The 16,119-nt window shown below is 39.8% G+C and carries 16 protein-coding genes; 3 read left to right on the forward strand and 13 right to left on the reverse strand.

All coding sequences use genetic code 11. From position 1 onward, the window contains the following. Positions 1–17 precede the first annotated feature (17 nt). Together AY606_RS10860 and pnuC are read right to left on the reverse strand one after the other, a co-directional pair. Positions 18–293, reverse strand: coding sequence for a hypothetical protein (locus AY606_RS10860; protein ID WP_067868422.1), 276 nt, complete (start codon positions 291–293; stop codon positions 18–20). 32 nt (positions 294–325) lie between these two features. After that, positions 326–910, reverse strand: coding sequence for a nicotinamide riboside transporter PnuC (gene pnuC / locus AY606_RS10865; RefSeq protein WP_067868236.1), 585 nt, complete (start codon positions 908–910; stop codon positions 326–328). Between the two features lie 219 nt (positions 911–1,129). On the opposite strand from pnuC, the gene AY606_RS10870 reads away from it, so the two are divergent. Next, positions 1,130–1,915: a crotonase/enoyl-CoA hydratase family protein gene (locus AY606_RS10870; protein ID WP_067868239.1), complete on the forward strand. Its 786-nt coding sequence runs from the start codon at positions 1,130–1,132 to the stop codon at positions 1,913–1,915. A 68-nt stretch (positions 1,916–1,983) separates the two neighbouring features. Here AY606_RS10870 and AY606_RS10875 read toward each other — a convergent pair whose 3' ends face one another. The 9 genes from AY606_RS10875 to AY606_RS10915 form a co-directional block, all read right to left on the reverse strand. Next, the gene (locus AY606_RS10875) at positions 1,984–2,466 is read right to left on the reverse strand and encodes a hypothetical protein (RefSeq protein ID WP_067868242.1); all 483 of its coding nucleotides are present in this window, start codon (positions 2,464–2,466) and stop codon (positions 1,984–1,986) included. A 378-nt stretch (positions 2,467–2,844) separates the two neighbouring features. After that, positions 2,845–3,258 carry a poly-beta-1,6-N-acetyl-D-glucosamine biosynthesis protein PgaD gene (pgaD, locus tag AY606_RS10880; protein ID WP_067868245.1) on the reverse strand — a complete coding sequence of 138 codons (414 nt, stop codon included), beginning with the start codon at positions 3,256–3,258 and terminating at the stop codon, positions 2,845–2,847. Further along, positions 3,255–4,541: a poly-beta-1,6-N-acetyl-D-glucosamine synthase gene (pgaC, locus tag AY606_RS10885; protein WP_067868248.1), complete on the reverse strand. Its 1,287-nt coding sequence runs from the start codon at positions 4,539–4,541 to the stop codon at positions 3,255–3,257. Before pgaC ends, pgaD begins: the two co-directional genes overlap by 4 nt. Positions 4,542–4,552: 11 nt before the next feature. Further along, positions 4,553–6,544: a poly-beta-1,6-N-acetyl-D-glucosamine N-deacetylase PgaB gene (pgaB, locus tag AY606_RS10890; RefSeq protein ID WP_067868252.1), complete on the reverse strand. Its 1,992-nt coding sequence runs from the start codon at positions 6,542–6,544 to the stop codon at positions 4,553–4,555. Positions 6,545–6,849: 305 nt separating this feature from the next. Further along, positions 6,850–8,724, reverse strand: coding sequence for a GGDEF domain-containing protein (locus AY606_RS10895; RefSeq protein ID WP_081408401.1), 1,875 nt, complete (start codon positions 8,722–8,724; stop codon positions 6,850–6,852). Positions 8,725–8,852: 128 nt separating this feature from the next. Continuing rightward, positions 8,853–9,191: an FKBP-type peptidyl-prolyl cis-trans isomerase gene (locus AY606_RS10900; RefSeq protein WP_067868427.1), complete on the reverse strand. Its 339-nt coding sequence runs from the start codon at positions 9,189–9,191 to the stop codon at positions 8,853–8,855. 88 nt (positions 9,192–9,279) lie between these two features. After that, positions 9,280–9,906 carry an MgtC/SapB family protein gene (locus AY606_RS10905; protein ID WP_067868255.1) on the reverse strand — a complete coding sequence of 209 codons (627 nt, stop codon included), beginning with the start codon at positions 9,904–9,906 and terminating at the stop codon, positions 9,280–9,282. A gap of 85 nt (positions 9,907–9,991) precedes the next feature. Beyond that, a complete protein-coding gene (locus AY606_RS10910; RefSeq protein WP_067868258.1) occupies positions 9,992–10,522 on the reverse strand; it encodes a YaeQ family protein in 531 nt (176 codons plus the stop codon). A gap of 42 nt (positions 10,523–10,564) precedes the next feature. Further along, complete coding sequence (locus tag AY606_RS10915; protein WP_067868430.1) at positions 10,565–11,596, reverse strand: CobW family GTP-binding protein; 1,032 nt, start codon at positions 11,594–11,596, stop codon at positions 10,565–10,567. Positions 11,597–12,176: 580 nt separating this feature from the next. Here AY606_RS10915 and AY606_RS10920 point away from each other — a divergent pair. Together AY606_RS10920 and AY606_RS10925 are read left to right on the forward strand one after the other, a co-directional pair. Next, positions 12,177–12,398 carry a hypothetical protein gene (locus AY606_RS10920; RefSeq protein ID WP_067868261.1) on the forward strand — a complete coding sequence of 74 codons (222 nt, stop codon included), beginning with the start codon at positions 12,177–12,179 and terminating at the stop codon, positions 12,396–12,398. A gap of 322 nt (positions 12,399–12,720) precedes the next feature. Next, positions 12,721–14,328 carry a bifunctional 3-(3-hydroxy-phenyl)propionate/3-hydroxycinnamic acid hydroxylase gene (locus AY606_RS10925; RefSeq protein WP_067868264.1) on the forward strand — a complete coding sequence of 536 codons (1,608 nt, stop codon included), beginning with the start codon at positions 12,721–12,723 and terminating at the stop codon, positions 14,326–14,328. A gap of 89 nt (positions 14,329–14,417) precedes the next feature. On the opposite strand, the gene AY606_RS10930 is transcribed toward AY606_RS10925, so the two are convergent. Next, positions 14,418–15,032: a glutathione S-transferase family protein gene (locus tag AY606_RS10930; RefSeq protein WP_067868267.1), complete on the reverse strand. Its 615-nt coding sequence runs from the start codon at positions 15,030–15,032 to the stop codon at positions 14,418–14,420. A gap of 187 nt (positions 15,033–15,219) precedes the next feature. Continuing rightward, a complete protein-coding gene (locus AY606_RS10940; protein ID WP_067868275.1) occupies positions 15,220–16,113 on the reverse strand; it encodes a LysR substrate-binding domain-containing protein in 894 nt (297 codons plus the stop codon). Between the last annotated feature and the right edge of the window lie 6 nt (positions 16,114–16,119).

Below are 16,119 nucleotides of genomic sequence, written 5' to 3' on the forward strand. Positions count from 1 at the left end.
TGACCGCCCATAACCAACTATTGATCGTATATGCCACAGCGTATTTCAATTTTCTCAGAACAGGAAATACTGAGGAAATGGTTTCTATATTCAATGATCGCATAAAACTGTTCAGCACCATCATCCAGTCCTGTCGCTGCCCATGTGCTGCCTTTGGGAAAATCATTGAGCCACTCAGCCTTATAAAAATCTGAGACTGAATCAAATTGAATATAGTGTTCAGGTGCTGCTTGAATCCGTGCTGCCATTTCATCAAATTGCTGCAATTGATGTTGGATAAAATCTATCAGCATATGCGCCATCCAAGCATGCTATCCAAAGCTATTTATACACCCTTAAAATGCGTGATGGCCTGTTTCTTTTTCACTTGTTGCCACTGCCACCAGCCAAAAGCCGCCAAGCCGACAAAGGCGGCATACAATCCCGCAGTCAGGAATAAGTCTTTATAAATAAACATGCCCACATAAATGATATCGACGAAAACCCACAATACCCAAGTGGCAATATGTTTACGACTGGTCCAATAGGTGGCCAGTAAACTAAACGCTGCCAATTGTGAGTCCAGCATCGGTACAGCTGCATCGGTGAAGTGTTTCAACGTTAAACCGAAAATCAAGCCGCCCACTGCTGCAAGTGACATTTGCAGAATCACTATTTTACGCGCAATCGGTTCAATCCGAATTTCATGATCTTGCTGTTTGCCCTTCAACCAGTGATAGAAACCATAAAAGTTCACCACTATAAAAAAGAACTGCAAAATGGTCTCGCCATACAGCTTAAATTCATAAAATAAATAAGCATAGAGAACAAAGGCTGCGAAGTTAAACCACCAGCACCACATATTCCGTTTAATGGTCAAGGTTACCCCAATAAGACTAATAATGACGGCAACAATTTCTAAAGGTGACATAGCAATAAACAGGCGAGCAAAGTGTGTTTGCTATTATGAAAAAAATAGCGCTGAACGCAAGATAAATTATACCAATTCAACCCTGTAATCTGACCGATACCTAACCTTTTTCGCACTATGCCCATTCATTTCAATATGAATTGAAATTAGACTGCCTGATTGACAGTTTTCTAACGACCGTTTAAAAATATAAACAATGCTCCAGGTAGAAGAATAAAAATGTCACAACAACAAGGAAAAATCAGCCGGGAAATTCGCGGGTCGCTGTTTTTGATTGGGCTCGACCGGGCGACAAAAAGAAATGCCTTTGATAGCCATCTGATTCATGACTTGTCACTGGCCTTAACCGAATATGAAGATCATCCCGAGTTACGCTGTGCAGTCATCTTCGCTCATGGAGATCACTTTACTGCGGGTCTGGATCTGGTTGAATTGCAACCCAGACTGAGTAGCGGCATATTTAACTACGATGAACATCAGATCAATCCGTGGGGAACCAGCGGACGGCAGCGAAAAAAGCCGGTAATTGTTGCAGTGCAAGGTTTTTGCTATACCGCAGGTATAGAGTTGATGCTCAATGCCGATATTGTGATTGCTCAGGACAATAGCCAGTTTGCACAAATGGAAGTACAACGCGGCATTTTACCTTTTGGTGGTGCAACAGTTCGTTTTGTACAAGCTGCAGGTTGGTCTAAAGCGATGCGCTACTTGCTCACTGGAGACACATTCGATGCCCAAACAGCGCTGGCTTTAAACCTGATCAATGAAATCACCACTGAAGCACCTCTTAACCGAGCGATTGAACTGGCGGAACGCATTGCTCAAGCTGCACCACTTGCCGTTCAAGCCACGCTAGCCTCTGCCAAAGAGGCCGCTGAACATGGTACAGAAACAGCATTTGCCAATTTACAACAACATCTCACTCCGTTATTAACCACTCAGGATGTACAGGAAGGTGTTATGGCAATGCTGCAACGACGTGCACCCGAATTTAAAGGTCAATAATTTCAAACTTAATTATTGATGGCAACCAATGATTATGCGGTCGTTAAAACTTAAGCCAATGACTTTAATCAAACATGGCTATGTACATCTTTCATTTCGAATTTGTGCTCTTCCCCGAAACGGTCGACACGAGCATAAAACACCCCATAACGTCCAACATAATATTCCAAAGACTGATCGTAGAAAGTCCAGTAAATAGACCATTCTTCTAAATCTAGCTTGCGAATCTTGGTTTGGGTTTTAGCGGGCATTTTTCTTAAGACCTCTTCTTGAACCACAATCGCCTGACTCAAATTTCGTTCACTCAAGTGGCGCTCAAAAAATATTTGGCAGACATCATCAAATAATTGTTGCTCGTATTCCTCCACTTCATCTACACGTGCTTCCTGGGTGGATAATGGCTTCGTTGATGTAGAGGCAGTTTTATCTAAATCGGCGAGCTGCTTGATTTTGAATTGTTGAAAATGTTGATTAATCTGAAATTTAAAAATGACTTTCCAGAGTCCAATAAACGCAATAAAAAGACTCAACCACAAGAGTATTTTCACCATAGACACACTCTCACGAGTAAATAATTGTTATTTTTATATTTATAAAACAATTTGAGTAAAAATCATACAATTTTTAAAATTATATATTATGAAAAATGTTGCTTCGAAGACGTTTCCTTTCAGGTTGCCTATTGCATATGCTCAATATCCGCTTGCGATCTGGCTCGCTTTGGACAGTCAATTCAACAAAAACCTTGCACGACATGTGGACTTTTTGCATAAGGTCTTGCACTCTATTCCGTGATTATGACTTCGAATAATCACCCGAATATGCAGTTTTCACTTCGTTCAACAACACAATCAATCGATCAAATAAAAAATCCCGAATGAGATACTCAATCGGGATTTTACAAAAAATTTAACGCGAACAACTTTTCATTATTCAATACGAATGATTTTACCGTGATCATCATGATGAACCATACTGATTTTTTGCTGACGTCCTTGCTCAATCTCCTGAACAGGTAAATCAAAATGATCCCCATAATCGGTCATGGTTTTGACTGGAGTCTTGTTTACGACTTTGGAGGGAATAAAATTTGCCCACAATAATAATGCGACTACACAGGCCAATAATGCACTTATGCCATGTTCAATTCCCAGACCAAAAGCTGAAAACAATTGATGAATCAGGTGCTGTTTTTGCAAACTCAAGACCCCAATCACAATTAATAATGGACGCCATAAAAACAGCCATACAGCCCACATCATGGCCGTAGAGGTATTGGAAGCATAACGTTTATGCCAGGGTAATAAACGGCGTAAATCAATAATTAAAGAATTATTTTTCATTTCGGATGCTCTGAATTATTGACAGTTGAGGTACGCATACCGCGATCTGGACTGACCCAGCGTGCACGCTTGCCATCCCTGCGTAACAACACTTTTGGAAATGCCACAATACTGGCCGACAGCGTAATTAACCAAAATACGAACGGATACCAGATCATCCAAAAATAATTTTTTCCCAGACCCGGTTCATAACGACTGTCCATCCATTTGCTCAAAGCAAACTGCAACAAGCAGGTTGCCCCAAGTAGCATGCCGGTTCCATATGGCAGAAATGGCGAACTGATCCCATTGATTCCAAGCGGAATAACAAAATGTATTAACCAAAGAATCGCCATAAACAGCATTAAATAAGACCACACCAGCGTCAGGATCAGTTCAAATAATAAGGGCCATAAAAAATTCAGCTGCGGTTTAAACAGTACATCCATATTTTTAATTAAGACTTGTGCCCCACCCATCGCCCAACGCAAGCGCTGTTTCCACAAACCATTAAAAGTTTCAGGCATTAAAATCCACACCAAGGCATTCGGCTCAAAATGAATGTTCCAGCCGGCGCGTTGCAACTTCCAGGTAATATCAATATCTTCGGTCAGCATGTCGGGTGACCAGTAGCCGACGTCATGCACAGCACTTTTACGAAATGCAGTAATTACCCCAGAAACCGTAAACAGTCGACCAAAACTGCGTTGTGCACGTTTGATCATCCCCACGATAGAAGAAAATTCTCCGACCTGAATACGCCCAATTAAAGTGGACCGGGTACGAATCCGTGGATTGCCGGTGACAGCAGCGACCGTTTCATCTTTCAGAAAATGGCGCAGCATCCAGGTTGCTGCATGCGGATCGAGTAAGGCATCACCATCAATGCCAAGCAAATACTCAGCCTCGGTCAACAGGCTTCCCGCCTGTAATGCCATGGCTTTGCCTTGGTTCTGTGCCAAATGCACCACACGCAGCTTTTCATGCTGTGCAGCCAAACGGTTTAAGACGTCTGCGGTGTTATCTGAACTGCCGTCATTAATCGCAATGACTTCGAAGTTTGGATAATCCAGTGCCAAGGCGTGACTTAAGGTTTCTTCAGCGTTATCCCCTTCATTAAAACAAGGCACGAGCACGGCTACTTTGGGATAAGCAGCCAGTGGCGCAGGGTGCTGATATGGTGGATCTTGTCGTTCTTTCCAATAAAAAATCAGTGCACCTATCATCCATAAATACGACATGAACAAGGGATAATAAAAGACAAAGTGCAAAGCAGAATGCCAAAAGTGCTGGAGCGTTAACATATTAAATTCCTTTAAGGAACAAGTTTGCTTGATTTCAAATCAAAGGCTTTGCGTAACACTTGCGTATTGGGATGATCTTGAATCGGATCATCTGGATAGTAAGCCACGTGCATTACACCTTGTTCATATAAAGATTGAATAGTTTGCGCCATCTCTTCTGATGGAACTTTCTGATTGGTTCGCCAGTTCACTGCCTGCAATTCAAAGACGGTTTTTTTGATTCCCTGTGGAAATTGCTTCACGCGATTGACAATATCTCGATAAAAAGCAGCGTTATTGGGTGCTTGCTCCATATAGGGCATCGCCATAATGGCGGTGAAATCGTAACGGTTGATGGACTGTTCTAAAGACTGTGAATACCAGTTTTCCGCATAGGGTTTTAATGCAACTTGCGCATATAAATTACGTGCGGTGAGTAAAAAGGGTTGATACTGACGTACTTGTTGTGCCAGTTGCAGGGCAAAGTCATCAATATATTTGGTTTTATAAGCAGTCCATTTTTGCAGCTCAGCATCATTGCTACGAATTTTGGCTAAATCGGTCGGCAAACCAATAGCTGCATAAGCTTGTAAGGCTTCAGGACTGGCATCTTCATAGTCCGATAAGGTGGTATCGTCGTGGAATAAAATACCGTTAAAAGGCACAGATTTGGCCAAGTCCTGATAAATCCCGCTAATGGTTTTGCGCACCTCCGGTGAAAAAGGGCTTAAACGACGATAGCCCATATTCAAATGCTTTGTATCAACGGCTTGCTGGGTTTCAACCACATCTTGGGACACTGGATTGTTTTTAGGTAATTCCCAGGCCAATAATGGCATCCACGCATATACGCGCCCCACTTGAGTACGGGTCTGAATTTGCCAGGCGACACGGTTAAACAGGTCTGCGCGCATCGGCAAATAATGATTGGGGAAATACACCATATCCGCCGAGCCGTTGGCATCAGGATCGGAAAAGGCCTGTAAATACACGGTATTCACTTTCATCGCCACAATCCGGTCCAGTAAATGATCGAGATTACGTTCCTGCTGAATCGGATCTTTGTCATAAATGTAATCTAAATCGATATGCATAATTTTTTGCGGACGATTATTGTCGCCCAAATGTTGCTGTCGATTTTGAATTTCTCGCGCCAAATCTGCTGTGGTCATATTGCCTTCAATCAAAATACGATTGAGCTGCCCCAATGAACTTTTTGCCGAATCTGCGCCATCATCCAGACTGATGGCAACAGGCATACCCAACTGTTTAGCAATTTTTACGGTCTGCATATTATAGTGACCATAAGGCCAGACCATCACCCGCGGTGATTTCAAACCGTGGGCAATGAGTAATTGGTTATTCTGTTTTAAATCATTGGAAATACGCTGTTGATAGTGGCTATCGTCTTCATAGCTTGCAGATTTAGCATCATATAACCGTGTAACAGCCGCAGGTTCCAGATTACCCTGTGGGTTACCTACAATACCCCGATGCAAGTTATAACTATGACTAGCGATTTCCACTAAACCACTGTCTTGCATCTCTTTCAATTCTGCCCAGGACAGCATTTCTTTACGTTGAATCTGCTCACCTGAAAAATTAACATTTTGATCACTTTTAGGTTCTAACCATGAACCGACCACTGCCAGAACCACAGGAATTTTATTGGCTTTAAGAATTGGATAGGCATTTTGATAAAAAGATGCATAACCATCATCTACCGTTAATAAAACCGGTTTTTTAGGCAGGCTATATTTCCCTTGATGAGCCTGAATAAGCTGATCAACATTAATAAAGTGAAAACCATTTTTTTTCAGCCAATCAATATGTTGCTGAAATTGGGTGGTACTCACTGCATATTCAGGAATAAGTGCACTTTTAGTGTTGATAATTTCATGATAACCAATCACCGTTAGGGTTGGATTATGTGCTGGCGTTTGGCTCCAGGCTAAATGGGGAATCTGCAATAAAACTGCAGAAAGAGAGATGGAAAGCAAAGTTGCAAGCAAGCGAGATTTCATTAAAAGGTGCTCAAAAAATCATTTTATTCTCTGAATCCCATCCATCGCCTATCCCTAGGGTGCTTTCCTTTTTATGATGTGTGACATTCAGTAGTTCAACATGCTTTTTATCCCACTAAACTGAAATGAATCTTAAAAATAATAGCGTGATGAAAATAAACGTTTTAAAACACAACGACATGTCTATTTTTTAATCATGCCATTAGATTTAAATAAACGACTGAGATTGATAAGCACATGACTTTAAAATATGAATGCAGTCAGATTAAATAAACTACCTGTTGCTCTGATTAACGCTGCTGACGTCAGGGACGAAATGCTTGGTATTGATCTCGACCTGCGTTCTTTGCAGCATAGAGCTGAACATCCGCTGCTTTCATCAGTTCGTGAATATCGGCATAGGGATGATTTTGATCCATCCAGGATACGCCCATACTCAAGGTCACATAGGACTTTTGGTCAGGCCTATTTAAATGTTCTAAGCGTGCTTGTCTTACTGCATTTAAAACCTGTTGCAATACATTTAACACCACCTCACTGGGAACATTATGCAGAGTGATTGCAAACTCTTCCCCACCATAACGTGCTACATAAGCTGAAGGTGGCAAGGCGCGCTGTATAATTTTAACCAAATCTTGCAAGATCACATCGCCCTTCAAATGGCCATAGTAATCATTATAATTTTTAAAAAAATCTACATCTAACATGGCAAATGCCAAAGTATGATTGGTGTGATTTTTTGTTAGGGTAAATAAGCGCTGAATTTCAGCATTTAAAGCACGCCGGTTAAATGCACCTGTTAATGCATCAATTTGAATTTGTAACTCTAACTGTTGATTGAGCTGATTTAATTGCAAGGTGCGCTCTTGTACTTTCTGATCTAGAGAACTATTTAGCTCGAGTAAATTATTGTTCAGTTGCTCAACATGATGAGTATGCTTTGCATAATTTTTGGATTGCTGAAACATAATGAGCAAGGCATAAAAACTCGTTGAAATAAAAGTCAGATTAAATGACTCGATTAAATTTAAGGATAATAAAAAGTCATGTACCAATGTGACACACAACAAAATAACCGCCCATAAATTAATGCTGGAATACTGTTGTTTATGTTTCAGGTTTAAATAAAAACCATAGGCAAAATTACAGATAATGACCAGACTAAATGAAAAACTATAAAATGCTAAATACTCAAAAACTTCCGGTTCAGTAAATAAAGTGATAATAATATCAACAACAAATATCGACATTGCGACAAAATAAACAATTGGATGTAAATAACGCCAGTTGAGCAAATACATATAAGTCAGAAAAGATGCGATTGTAAAATAGGTAAACAGATACTCTAATCGCACGCCCCAAATCCAGCTAAGATTTGTAAATGTAGTATAGGCATAAGGTGCTGAGAATAAATTATGTAAGGCAAGGAAAAAAATAAAAATACCAAATATAAATACCCTGATGCTGCTACGATTAATTTTTCTTTGAAAAATTGAAAACATTAGTGTAAATAGGCTTAAGCCTAATACTGCTCCACATACTAGGCCAATACTCATCATCAGCTGCTGGAACTGCCGGGTAATGGTTTTCCCAAGGCCAATACGCATCGGATTTTCTAGGCCGCCATGCAGAGGATTAAAATTTGAGGCTTGAATGCTCAGGGTGAAATATTCTTTTTGCACCACAAAAAATGCAATTCTGGGTGCATTTTCAGTTTGATGACTAATTTTATCTTTTCCCACTTCACCCACACGCAATAAAAAATCCCCATTCAAATACATCCGGTAAGCACCGAATTGATTGGGAATAAAAATGGCGATACGTCGTCCAACATATTCTTTGGGTAGCTTAAAATGCCCAATAAAAGTACCGTAGTTTTTATTGGTACCTGTCAGTGCTTTGAAGGAAATCGGTAAATTCACCGTTTCAGATTTTAACACTGCACTGGGTTTAACAATCAGCTGTTGAGGATAATACTGCCATGATCCTTTTAAGGGACTGGTACTGTTTTCAGTAAACTCAACTTGATTGAGCATTTTTTGTTGTAAATAATAAGATTCAGATGCGGCATCATACTGTGCCCATGCGTGCTTTTGCCACGAGAAGACGCATAAACATGCAATAAGAAAAATTTTCAAAAAATATATTAAATTATGGCTCTTATCCAAAAAGCGAATCATCCTTAAATTACGCCTGGCTATAATCTAATGTAACGATTAAAAAAGAAAACTCAAACAATTTTTCATCTATTTTGCAAGATTCATCCTTGTATCTTGCAGAATATTTATTCATTAGAAATCAATAAATATTAATCACGGGTTTTTACGTCAAACAATTCAATTTCAAAAATCAGGTTTGAGTTTGCAGGAATAATTTTGCCCATTTTCCGTTCACCATAAGCCAAATGCGCAGGAACCAGTAATTTACGCTTGCCACCTACTTTCATGCCCATAATGCCCTGATCCCAGCCCTTAATCACACGGCCAGTACCAATCACTGTTTCAAAGTAATTGCCACGGTCAATAGAGGAATCAAACTTGGTACCATCTTCCAGCCAGCCTGTGTAGTGGGTGGTAATCAGTGAGCCTTTAACCGCTTCCTTACCCTCACCTACTTTTAAATCAATAATTTCTAATTCATTTGTCATGGTCATTTACCTGATCAGAGTACTCAATTTTCAATGGCTATTATAAACCGGATTGCATTGATTTCTTGATGATTTAAGGTTTCAATATTTAAAAACTCAGCTCTTGGATATTCGAATCGTTGAGTAAATAAGCGGTCAATTTTTTATGATTTTCAGCGGAGCCGATTAAAATCCAGCGGCCACTTATTCGATTTTCGGTTTTATGTTGCACACTGCGAACCACCTTCATGTCATAAGTCCTAAATAAATCTTCATATTGATCTAAAGTCTTGTGTTGATAAGGACAAATAATTCGATAGGTGCGGGCATGACTCCGGGCTTCTATACGTTCCTGAACATAGATCAGAAAAATAAGCACGATTAAAACAATGAAGGTGGAAAAAAGACTTAACAATTCATAACCAGCACCTGCAGCCATGCCCAATGCAGCCGTCATCCAGATGGTGGTTGCGGTGGTAATTCCGGAAATACGGTTTTCATCTTTAAAAATGACCCCTGCCCCGACAAAACCCAAACCTGTCAGGATATTGGCTGCAATTCGATCCGGACTATCAATACCAATTTTTAAAGACAGAATGGTAAACAAACAGGAACTGAGACTGACCATGATCATGGTTCTGAGTCCAGCAGATTTACTGCGATACTCACGCTCAGCACCAATAATGGCACCAATACCCAGGGCAATCAGCAAACGATATAAATCATCAGACTGCATTATCTACCCCTTTCATTGTTATTGTTTTAAGGTATACGCAATTTTGTCATCAGGATGCAAGCCTAAACCTGCATCCTGCTTATATTTACTGTAACTGTTCCCATTCAACCAGAACTTGCGCATGCTCGCCAATCAGCGTCCATTCACCATCCATGACGTTTAACTGTAACTGCATGGTGCGTTGACATAATTGTGGCAGTGCATCTGTGGTTGCTGTAGAAAGTTTCCAGACCTGAACATTACTTAAGGTTTTTAATTTGCTGTTACGCTTATACCATTCATCGACTGAAGAACCATAAGTTATCACTGCAACTTGCTTGCAACGCGCACTGGCTTTTTTAACTTTATCTTCATCTGGACTACCGACTTCAATCCATTTGACCAATTGACCGGTCAAGTCTTTTTGCCACAAGGCCGGTTCATCGGTTTCAAACAGGTCTTTGGTAAACTCTAAAGCTTCATCAGCAAAACGCGCATAGGCCAAAATACGTACCATCAAACGCTCAATGGTTTCAGATGGATGTTGAGCCATGGTCAGTTGATAATCAGCATATTGATGATCATCCATATTGGCAATATTCAAATCAGCCTTATAAATCGTTGCTTTAAGCGCCATAAAAGAGTCCTCAAATTTGGCGCTTAGCATATAAGATTTGAGCTACATTTGCTGAGTTGTTTTATCGGTTTCATCCAAATTCAGCTGGCATTGAAATAATTGATCTTCAAAATCTTGCCAATCACGCTGATCTTGCACAATGATTTCAATACGATTATCAATGCCCTGTTCTGAAGACTGATAGTTAAATTGCTCCGGATTAAAATTAAAGGTTTTCCAGCCCTGATTGGTATTAAAAATACCTTTAATGCGAAGCCAATTCTTTTGTTCACACAGTAAATCCAGCAATGCATAAAAATCGAACTGCCAACGTTTGGGCAATTTCCACCCTGCTACACTATAGCCTTGTGTGGTCTCGACATAATGATAGGGCAACTGTTTAATCTCGGGCAGAGTTTGCACGCTAGAAAATGTTTTTTGAATTTTAAGTAAGGGTTGAATCTTACGTTCAGTCACGACATAAGGCAGATCAATTTGCTTAAGGGAGATTTCAGACTGCCCACTCATGAGCCAAGTTTGCTGATAGGCCTGATATTCTTTCTTTAATACTTCCAAAGCCTGGTGATCTGCAAAATCCATGCGATCCGCATGGGATACCACAATCATCTGCGCAGCTTTTAACTGATCTGCATACAGATTTTGCTTGCTCCACTCACGATCATGCAAACGTGAACCGTCCACCACCGTCACTAAGGCTCTCATTGAAATACTCTGGTGCCAATGTGGTTCGGTGAGCTGTTCCAGTAATTGTGCAGGATGTCCCAAACCGGTCGGTTCGATAAATAATCTGTCCGGTTTTGTTTCAGACAATAAGCGAGATAGCGCAATTTGCATGGGTAATTGACTACTGCAACACAAACAGCCGCCCAATAGCTCCTTGACTTCATAACCTTGGTTTTGCGGTAACATCTGCTGATCAACCCCAATTTGCCCAAACTCGTTCATCAGCACTGCCCAAACTTCATTTTCAGGCTTTTGACTGAGTAAATGTTGAAGCAAGGTGGTTTTTCCAGCGCCCAAAAACCCGGAAATGATATGCGTAGGGACAGCTTGTACAGCAGAAATCAGTTTCAAAACTTGCTCGCTATTCATGGAAGAAAAATTAATCAATGCAGTGATAAAGCAATTCACACCACCGAACTGCATAAGACTCCACTTTAATTTCTTCATGGATTTATGGCAATGTATCCGTACTATTTAAAAAAATTAAACAACGTTGGTATTAAATTTTACTTATATAAATGAATTAAATATCTGAATTAAAATCAGTACTATTACGCTCTTTTTACTGTATTCCAAGAGCAAATTGCTGAACAACCTCCTTATAATTTGAAAAATTTATTTACATTTAATCTATTCAGCAATGTTATTAAAACCATCACTCTCTGCTGGTTTGTTCATTTTCAGTAAAAAACAAGCGCTCAGGAAGCTGATCTAGAAATATTTTTATACATTTCTTATGCATTCTTTTAAGTATTTTTTACAGTAAATGTACAACAAATACTTACTTGTGATTTTTATGTTAACCGGCCTGTTTCACTTTGTTGCTTTGATTGCTCCCCTGTCTCAGGCTCTTTAGCATGAGCGCTGTCCATATTTTTGTGATGATAAATATGGATTCAATAACTTTTTAAAGAATAACAGGATGCTTAAAATGAAATTAACTCAACTATTACTTGCTTCAACTTTTACCATTGCTGCTGCAACCACGTTTGCCGCTAGTGCGGATAAACAAAGTACAGAAGAAAAAGTGATTGTTTCTACTCAAGAACAACCTAAAACTGTAAGCTCTGAAAGTGCTGCAGCCAAGCCTACATCAGCTCAACCGGCTTCAGAAGTCGCTGTAGAAGAAGCATCGGCTAAACCTGCGCAATAACATTCCAACTCGATCTCTAAATTATTACCCCCACCTTGTTCACCCAAGTTCATACTTGAGCGATCAAAGCTGAATTATGCTCATAATTCAGCTTTTTTATTTTAGGAAAGATTTCTATAAATGATAGAAATAAATGATCATTCATTTAAAAAACCATATAGTTAAATATACATATAATTATTATTTTTCAAATATTTAAAATACCAATAAAATTCTTTGTGTTTTGTTTTCATTCAACATATCTACTATGGCATAGCTTGTTTAGACCCTCAAATTCACCGTTAATACAGTTAAATGTGAATTGATTGAATGGACATTCGCTATGAGCAACAAAACAAATTACACCACTGAAGTGGCAATCTTGGGCGCAGGTCCTGTTGGTTTAACCATTGCGAACTATTTAAGTAAACAAGGTGTTCAAGTCACTATTATCGAGCAGCTGGATAGTTTGATTGACTACCCACGTGCCATTGGTATTGATGATGAATCTTTACGTACCATTCAATCACTTGGTTTGGTCGATCAAGTATTGCCGCATACTACCCCGAACCATGCGATGCGCTTCTTAACCCCTAAAGGTCGTTGTTTCGCTGACATTCAGCCTCTTACCCGTGAATTTGGTTTCTCACGTCGTAACGCATTTATTCAGCCTCAAGTAGACAATGTGTTACTTCAAGGTTTAAAGCAATACGATAAAACTGAAGTGCTTTTTTCACGTCAGCTAAATGAATTTACCCAGGATGAAAATGGTGTAACCCTTAAAATTCAGGATAAAAACCAGAAAGAAGAAACAATTCAAGCAAAATATTTAATTGCCTGTGATGGTGGCAACTCGATTGTACGTCGTACTTTAAAAATTGCTTTTGATGGTAAAACAGCTCCAAATCAATGGATCGTAATCGACATTGAGAATGATCCATTAGCAACACCACATATTTACTTATGCTGTGACCCAGTGCGTCCATACGTGTCTGCTGCGCTTCCGCATGGTATTCGTCGTTTCGAATTCATGGTAATGCCGGGTGAAACTCAGGAAGAACTTAGCCAGCCAGAAAATATTGCAAAACTGCTGTCTAAAGTTTTACCCAATGCTGAAAATATTGAAGTAATTCGTCAACGTGTATATACGCACAATGCGCGTATTGCCGATAAATTCCGTGTTGACCGTATTTTACTTGCCGGCGATGCAGCACATATTATGCCGGTATGGCAAGGTCAGGGTTATAACAGCGGTATGCGCGATGCCTTTAACCTGGCTTGGAAAGTTGCGCTGGTGGTACAAGGTAAAGCGACTCCAGATTTGTTGGACTCTTACCAAGTTGAACGTAAAGATCATGCCAAAGCAATGATTGATCTTTCTGTGATGGCAGGTCATGTACTTGCACCACCTAAAAAGTGGCAAGGTTTCGTCCGTGACGGTATTGCCTATGCATTAAATTATATCAAGCCAATCAAACAGTATTTGCTTGAAATGCGTTTCAAACCGATGCCGAAATATAACGATGGTGCCTTGCTTGCAGATGGTAAAAAGGAATCGCCAATCGGTAAAATGTTTATCCAGCCGCATGTAAAACTTGAGTCTGGTGAAAAAGTTTTACTGGATGACGTCATTGGCAACGACTTTGCCATTATTGCCTGGGGCGTGGATCCGCAATGGGGACTCAGTGCGACCACCATGCAAGTCTGGAAAAATTTAGGTGTCAAATTTATTCAGATCATTCCTGAAGTTCAGTTTGGCAATGAAAGTCGCAAGAAGTTTGACGGCGTGATTACACTAGGCGATATTGGTACCGATATCCGCACCTGGTTTGGTAAAACATCAGATTCGGTTGTCATTTTACGCCCTGACCGTTTTGTGGCAGCACTTGCAATTCCACAAACTTTAGACCACGTGAGCCAGCAGTTATTCAAAAAGCTTCATGTAAAATAATCAAGCAACTGCATGATATTTAGAATCTGACCACGCAAAAGCGTGGTCTTTTTTTTAGATGATCTAAATGAAATGTAGCGAAAAGGGTATCACGTATTTATTTTTTGAAACCATGGTATATCTTTCATCGAATCCCGGCTTCCGATGAGTTGAATAAAAGGCTTGAACTCATCCAGAGAAGGCAAGATTTTGAAAGAGATGGCAAAAACCAGCCAGTAGGCCAGAAATAAATCTGCTGCTGAAACTTTCTCGCCAAGCAAATACGGATTGGCCTGTTGCATGCCCTGTTTTAGGAAAGCGAATAACGTTTCCTCATGACCAAAGGCTAAGCCGATTTTTCTTTTTTCAATTTGTTCTTTAGACACATCAAGACTCTTTAAGTCCATATATTCGGTCAAGGGGCCATGACAGAAGAACATCCATTTCAGATATGCTCCACGTTTGGGATCATCTAAGCTAGGTGCCAAACCTTTTTCACTGTATTTATCTACCAAATAGGTAAATATTGCAGCCACTTCTGATATCACGATCCCTTGATCGACCAGACACGGTACTTTCCCCATGGGATTAATCTTTAAATATTCAGTTTGATGCATTTCTTCATAGGGAACTTGTATCTGTTCAATCTGATCTTCAATTGCCAGTTCTTTTAGCAAAGGAAAAAGCGTCATTCCACGTGATTGAGTATTGTTATAGAGCTTCATCATTTTTGTTCAATCTATCTTGTTGTTTTAAATATTGAGTATAAAGCGCTAAAACAGTTTGTGCCTTGTGCTTCTGTGCATCGTTGTTATAGATAGAATGGGGGGGAAATGGTTCTGTGAAACCTTGTGATGTTGCACGATATCTTTGATTTCTTAAAACATTGCGCAACATCGATGATTTTAATTTTTAAAAAAATCCCATATAAAACTGTTCTTTCAATATTTTCAAAATCAGTTCAATCACTTGATTTTTTTGTCCTTTCCGGTAACTGGCATACAAGTCAATCATCGGCAAAGGCTCAATGGTATTTTTCACCACAATTTTGTCACCCAACAATGGGATGACATAAGCCGGTACCAGACTCCAACCGACACCCATTCCAACTAAATTCACATTCAATAAAATATTGGTCGATTGCTGTACCACATTCACATTCAGTTTCGATTGCTTAAAGAAATCGGTAATAATTTTATACAGTTGAGGGGAAGCAATTTCATCACTCACAATAAAATCTTGGTTGTTAAAACTCTTGATACTGACGAGACGCTGCTCGGCAATCGCGCTATCTTTCGGCACAATTAAAGCCAAAGGCTCGCTAAAAATTTGCACATGCTCAAGTTCACTTGATTCATCAATATAGCGAGTAAAAGCAATATCAATATCGCCTTTCTTTAACGCCTTGAACTGATTGGCATCGGTCATACTGTGAAAGTTAATTTTGATATCAGGAAAATGTGCCCGAATATTCGGCATGATATAGGGAAAAATTTTCATTTCCGCTACCGGAACAAAGCCAATATTCAGCTGATCTTTGTTTAAATTGGCAATTTGACGGGCATTTTGAATGGCCTTTTCAGCATGTTCCAGACTTAGAAGTGCCTCTTTTAAAAATGCTTTGCCTTCTTCAGTCAGTTCTACTTTACGATTCGACCGAATCAACAGCTGTACTCCAACTTCCTGTTCAAGGTCTTTAATTTGCTGGCTTAAAGAGGGCTGTACCGTGCACATACGTTGTGCAGCTTTCGTAAAATTCAGCTCTTCTGCCACTGCAACAAAATAGCGTAAATGACGTAATTCCACAGCCGT

This window comes from Acinetobacter sp. SFB (genome assembly GCF_001647545.1).
GTDB lineage: Bacteria > Pseudomonadota > Gammaproteobacteria > Pseudomonadales > Moraxellaceae > Acinetobacter.

Coding starts and splice junctions, on each gene's coding strand:
- AY606_RS10860 (WP_067868422.1), bottom strand. CDS start 293: ATGCTGATAGATTTTATCCAACATCAATTGCAGCAATTTGATGAAATG.
- pnuC (WP_067868236.1), bottom strand. CDS start 910: ATGTCACCTTTAGAAATTGTTGCCGTCATTATTAGTCTTATTGGGGTA.
- AY606_RS10870 (WP_067868239.1), top strand. CDS start 1,130: ATGTCACAACAACAAGGAAAAATCAGCCGGGAAATTCGCGGGTCGCTG.
- AY606_RS10875 (WP_067868242.1), bottom strand. CDS start 2,466: ATGGTGAAAATACTCTTGTGGTTGAGTCTTTTTATTGCGTTTATTGGA.
- pgaD (WP_067868245.1), bottom strand. CDS start 3,258: ATGAAAAATAATTCTTTAATTATTGATTTACGCCGTTTATTACCCTGG.
- pgaC (WP_067868248.1), bottom strand. CDS start 4,541: ATGTTAACGCTCCAGCACTTTTGGCATTCTGCTTTGCACTTTGTCTTT.
- pgaB (WP_067868252.1), bottom strand. CDS start 6,544: ATGAAATCTCGCTTGCTTGCAACTTTGCTTTCCATCTCTCTTTCTGCA.
- AY606_RS10895 (WP_081408401.1), bottom strand. CDS start 8,724: ATGATTCGCTTTTTGGATAAGAGCCATAATTTAATATATTTTTTGAAA.
- AY606_RS10900 (WP_067868427.1), bottom strand. CDS start 9,191: ATGACAAATGAATTAGAAATTATTGATTTAAAAGTAGGTGAGGGTAAG.
- AY606_RS10905 (WP_067868255.1), bottom strand. CDS start 9,906: ATGCAGTCTGATGATTTATATCGTTTGCTGATTGCCCTGGGTATTGGT.
- AY606_RS10910 (WP_067868258.1), bottom strand. CDS start 10,522: ATGGCGCTTAAAGCAACGATTTATAAGGCTGATTTGAATATTGCCAAT.
- AY606_RS10920 (WP_067868261.1), top strand. CDS start 12,177: ATGAAATTAACTCAACTATTACTTGCTTCAACTTTTACCATTGCTGCT.
- AY606_RS10925 (WP_067868264.1), top strand. CDS start 12,721: ATGAGCAACAAAACAAATTACACCACTGAAGTGGCAATCTTGGGCGCA.
- AY606_RS10930 (WP_067868267.1), bottom strand. CDS start 15,032: ATGAAGCTCTATAACAATACTCAATCACGTGGAATGACGCTTTTTCCT.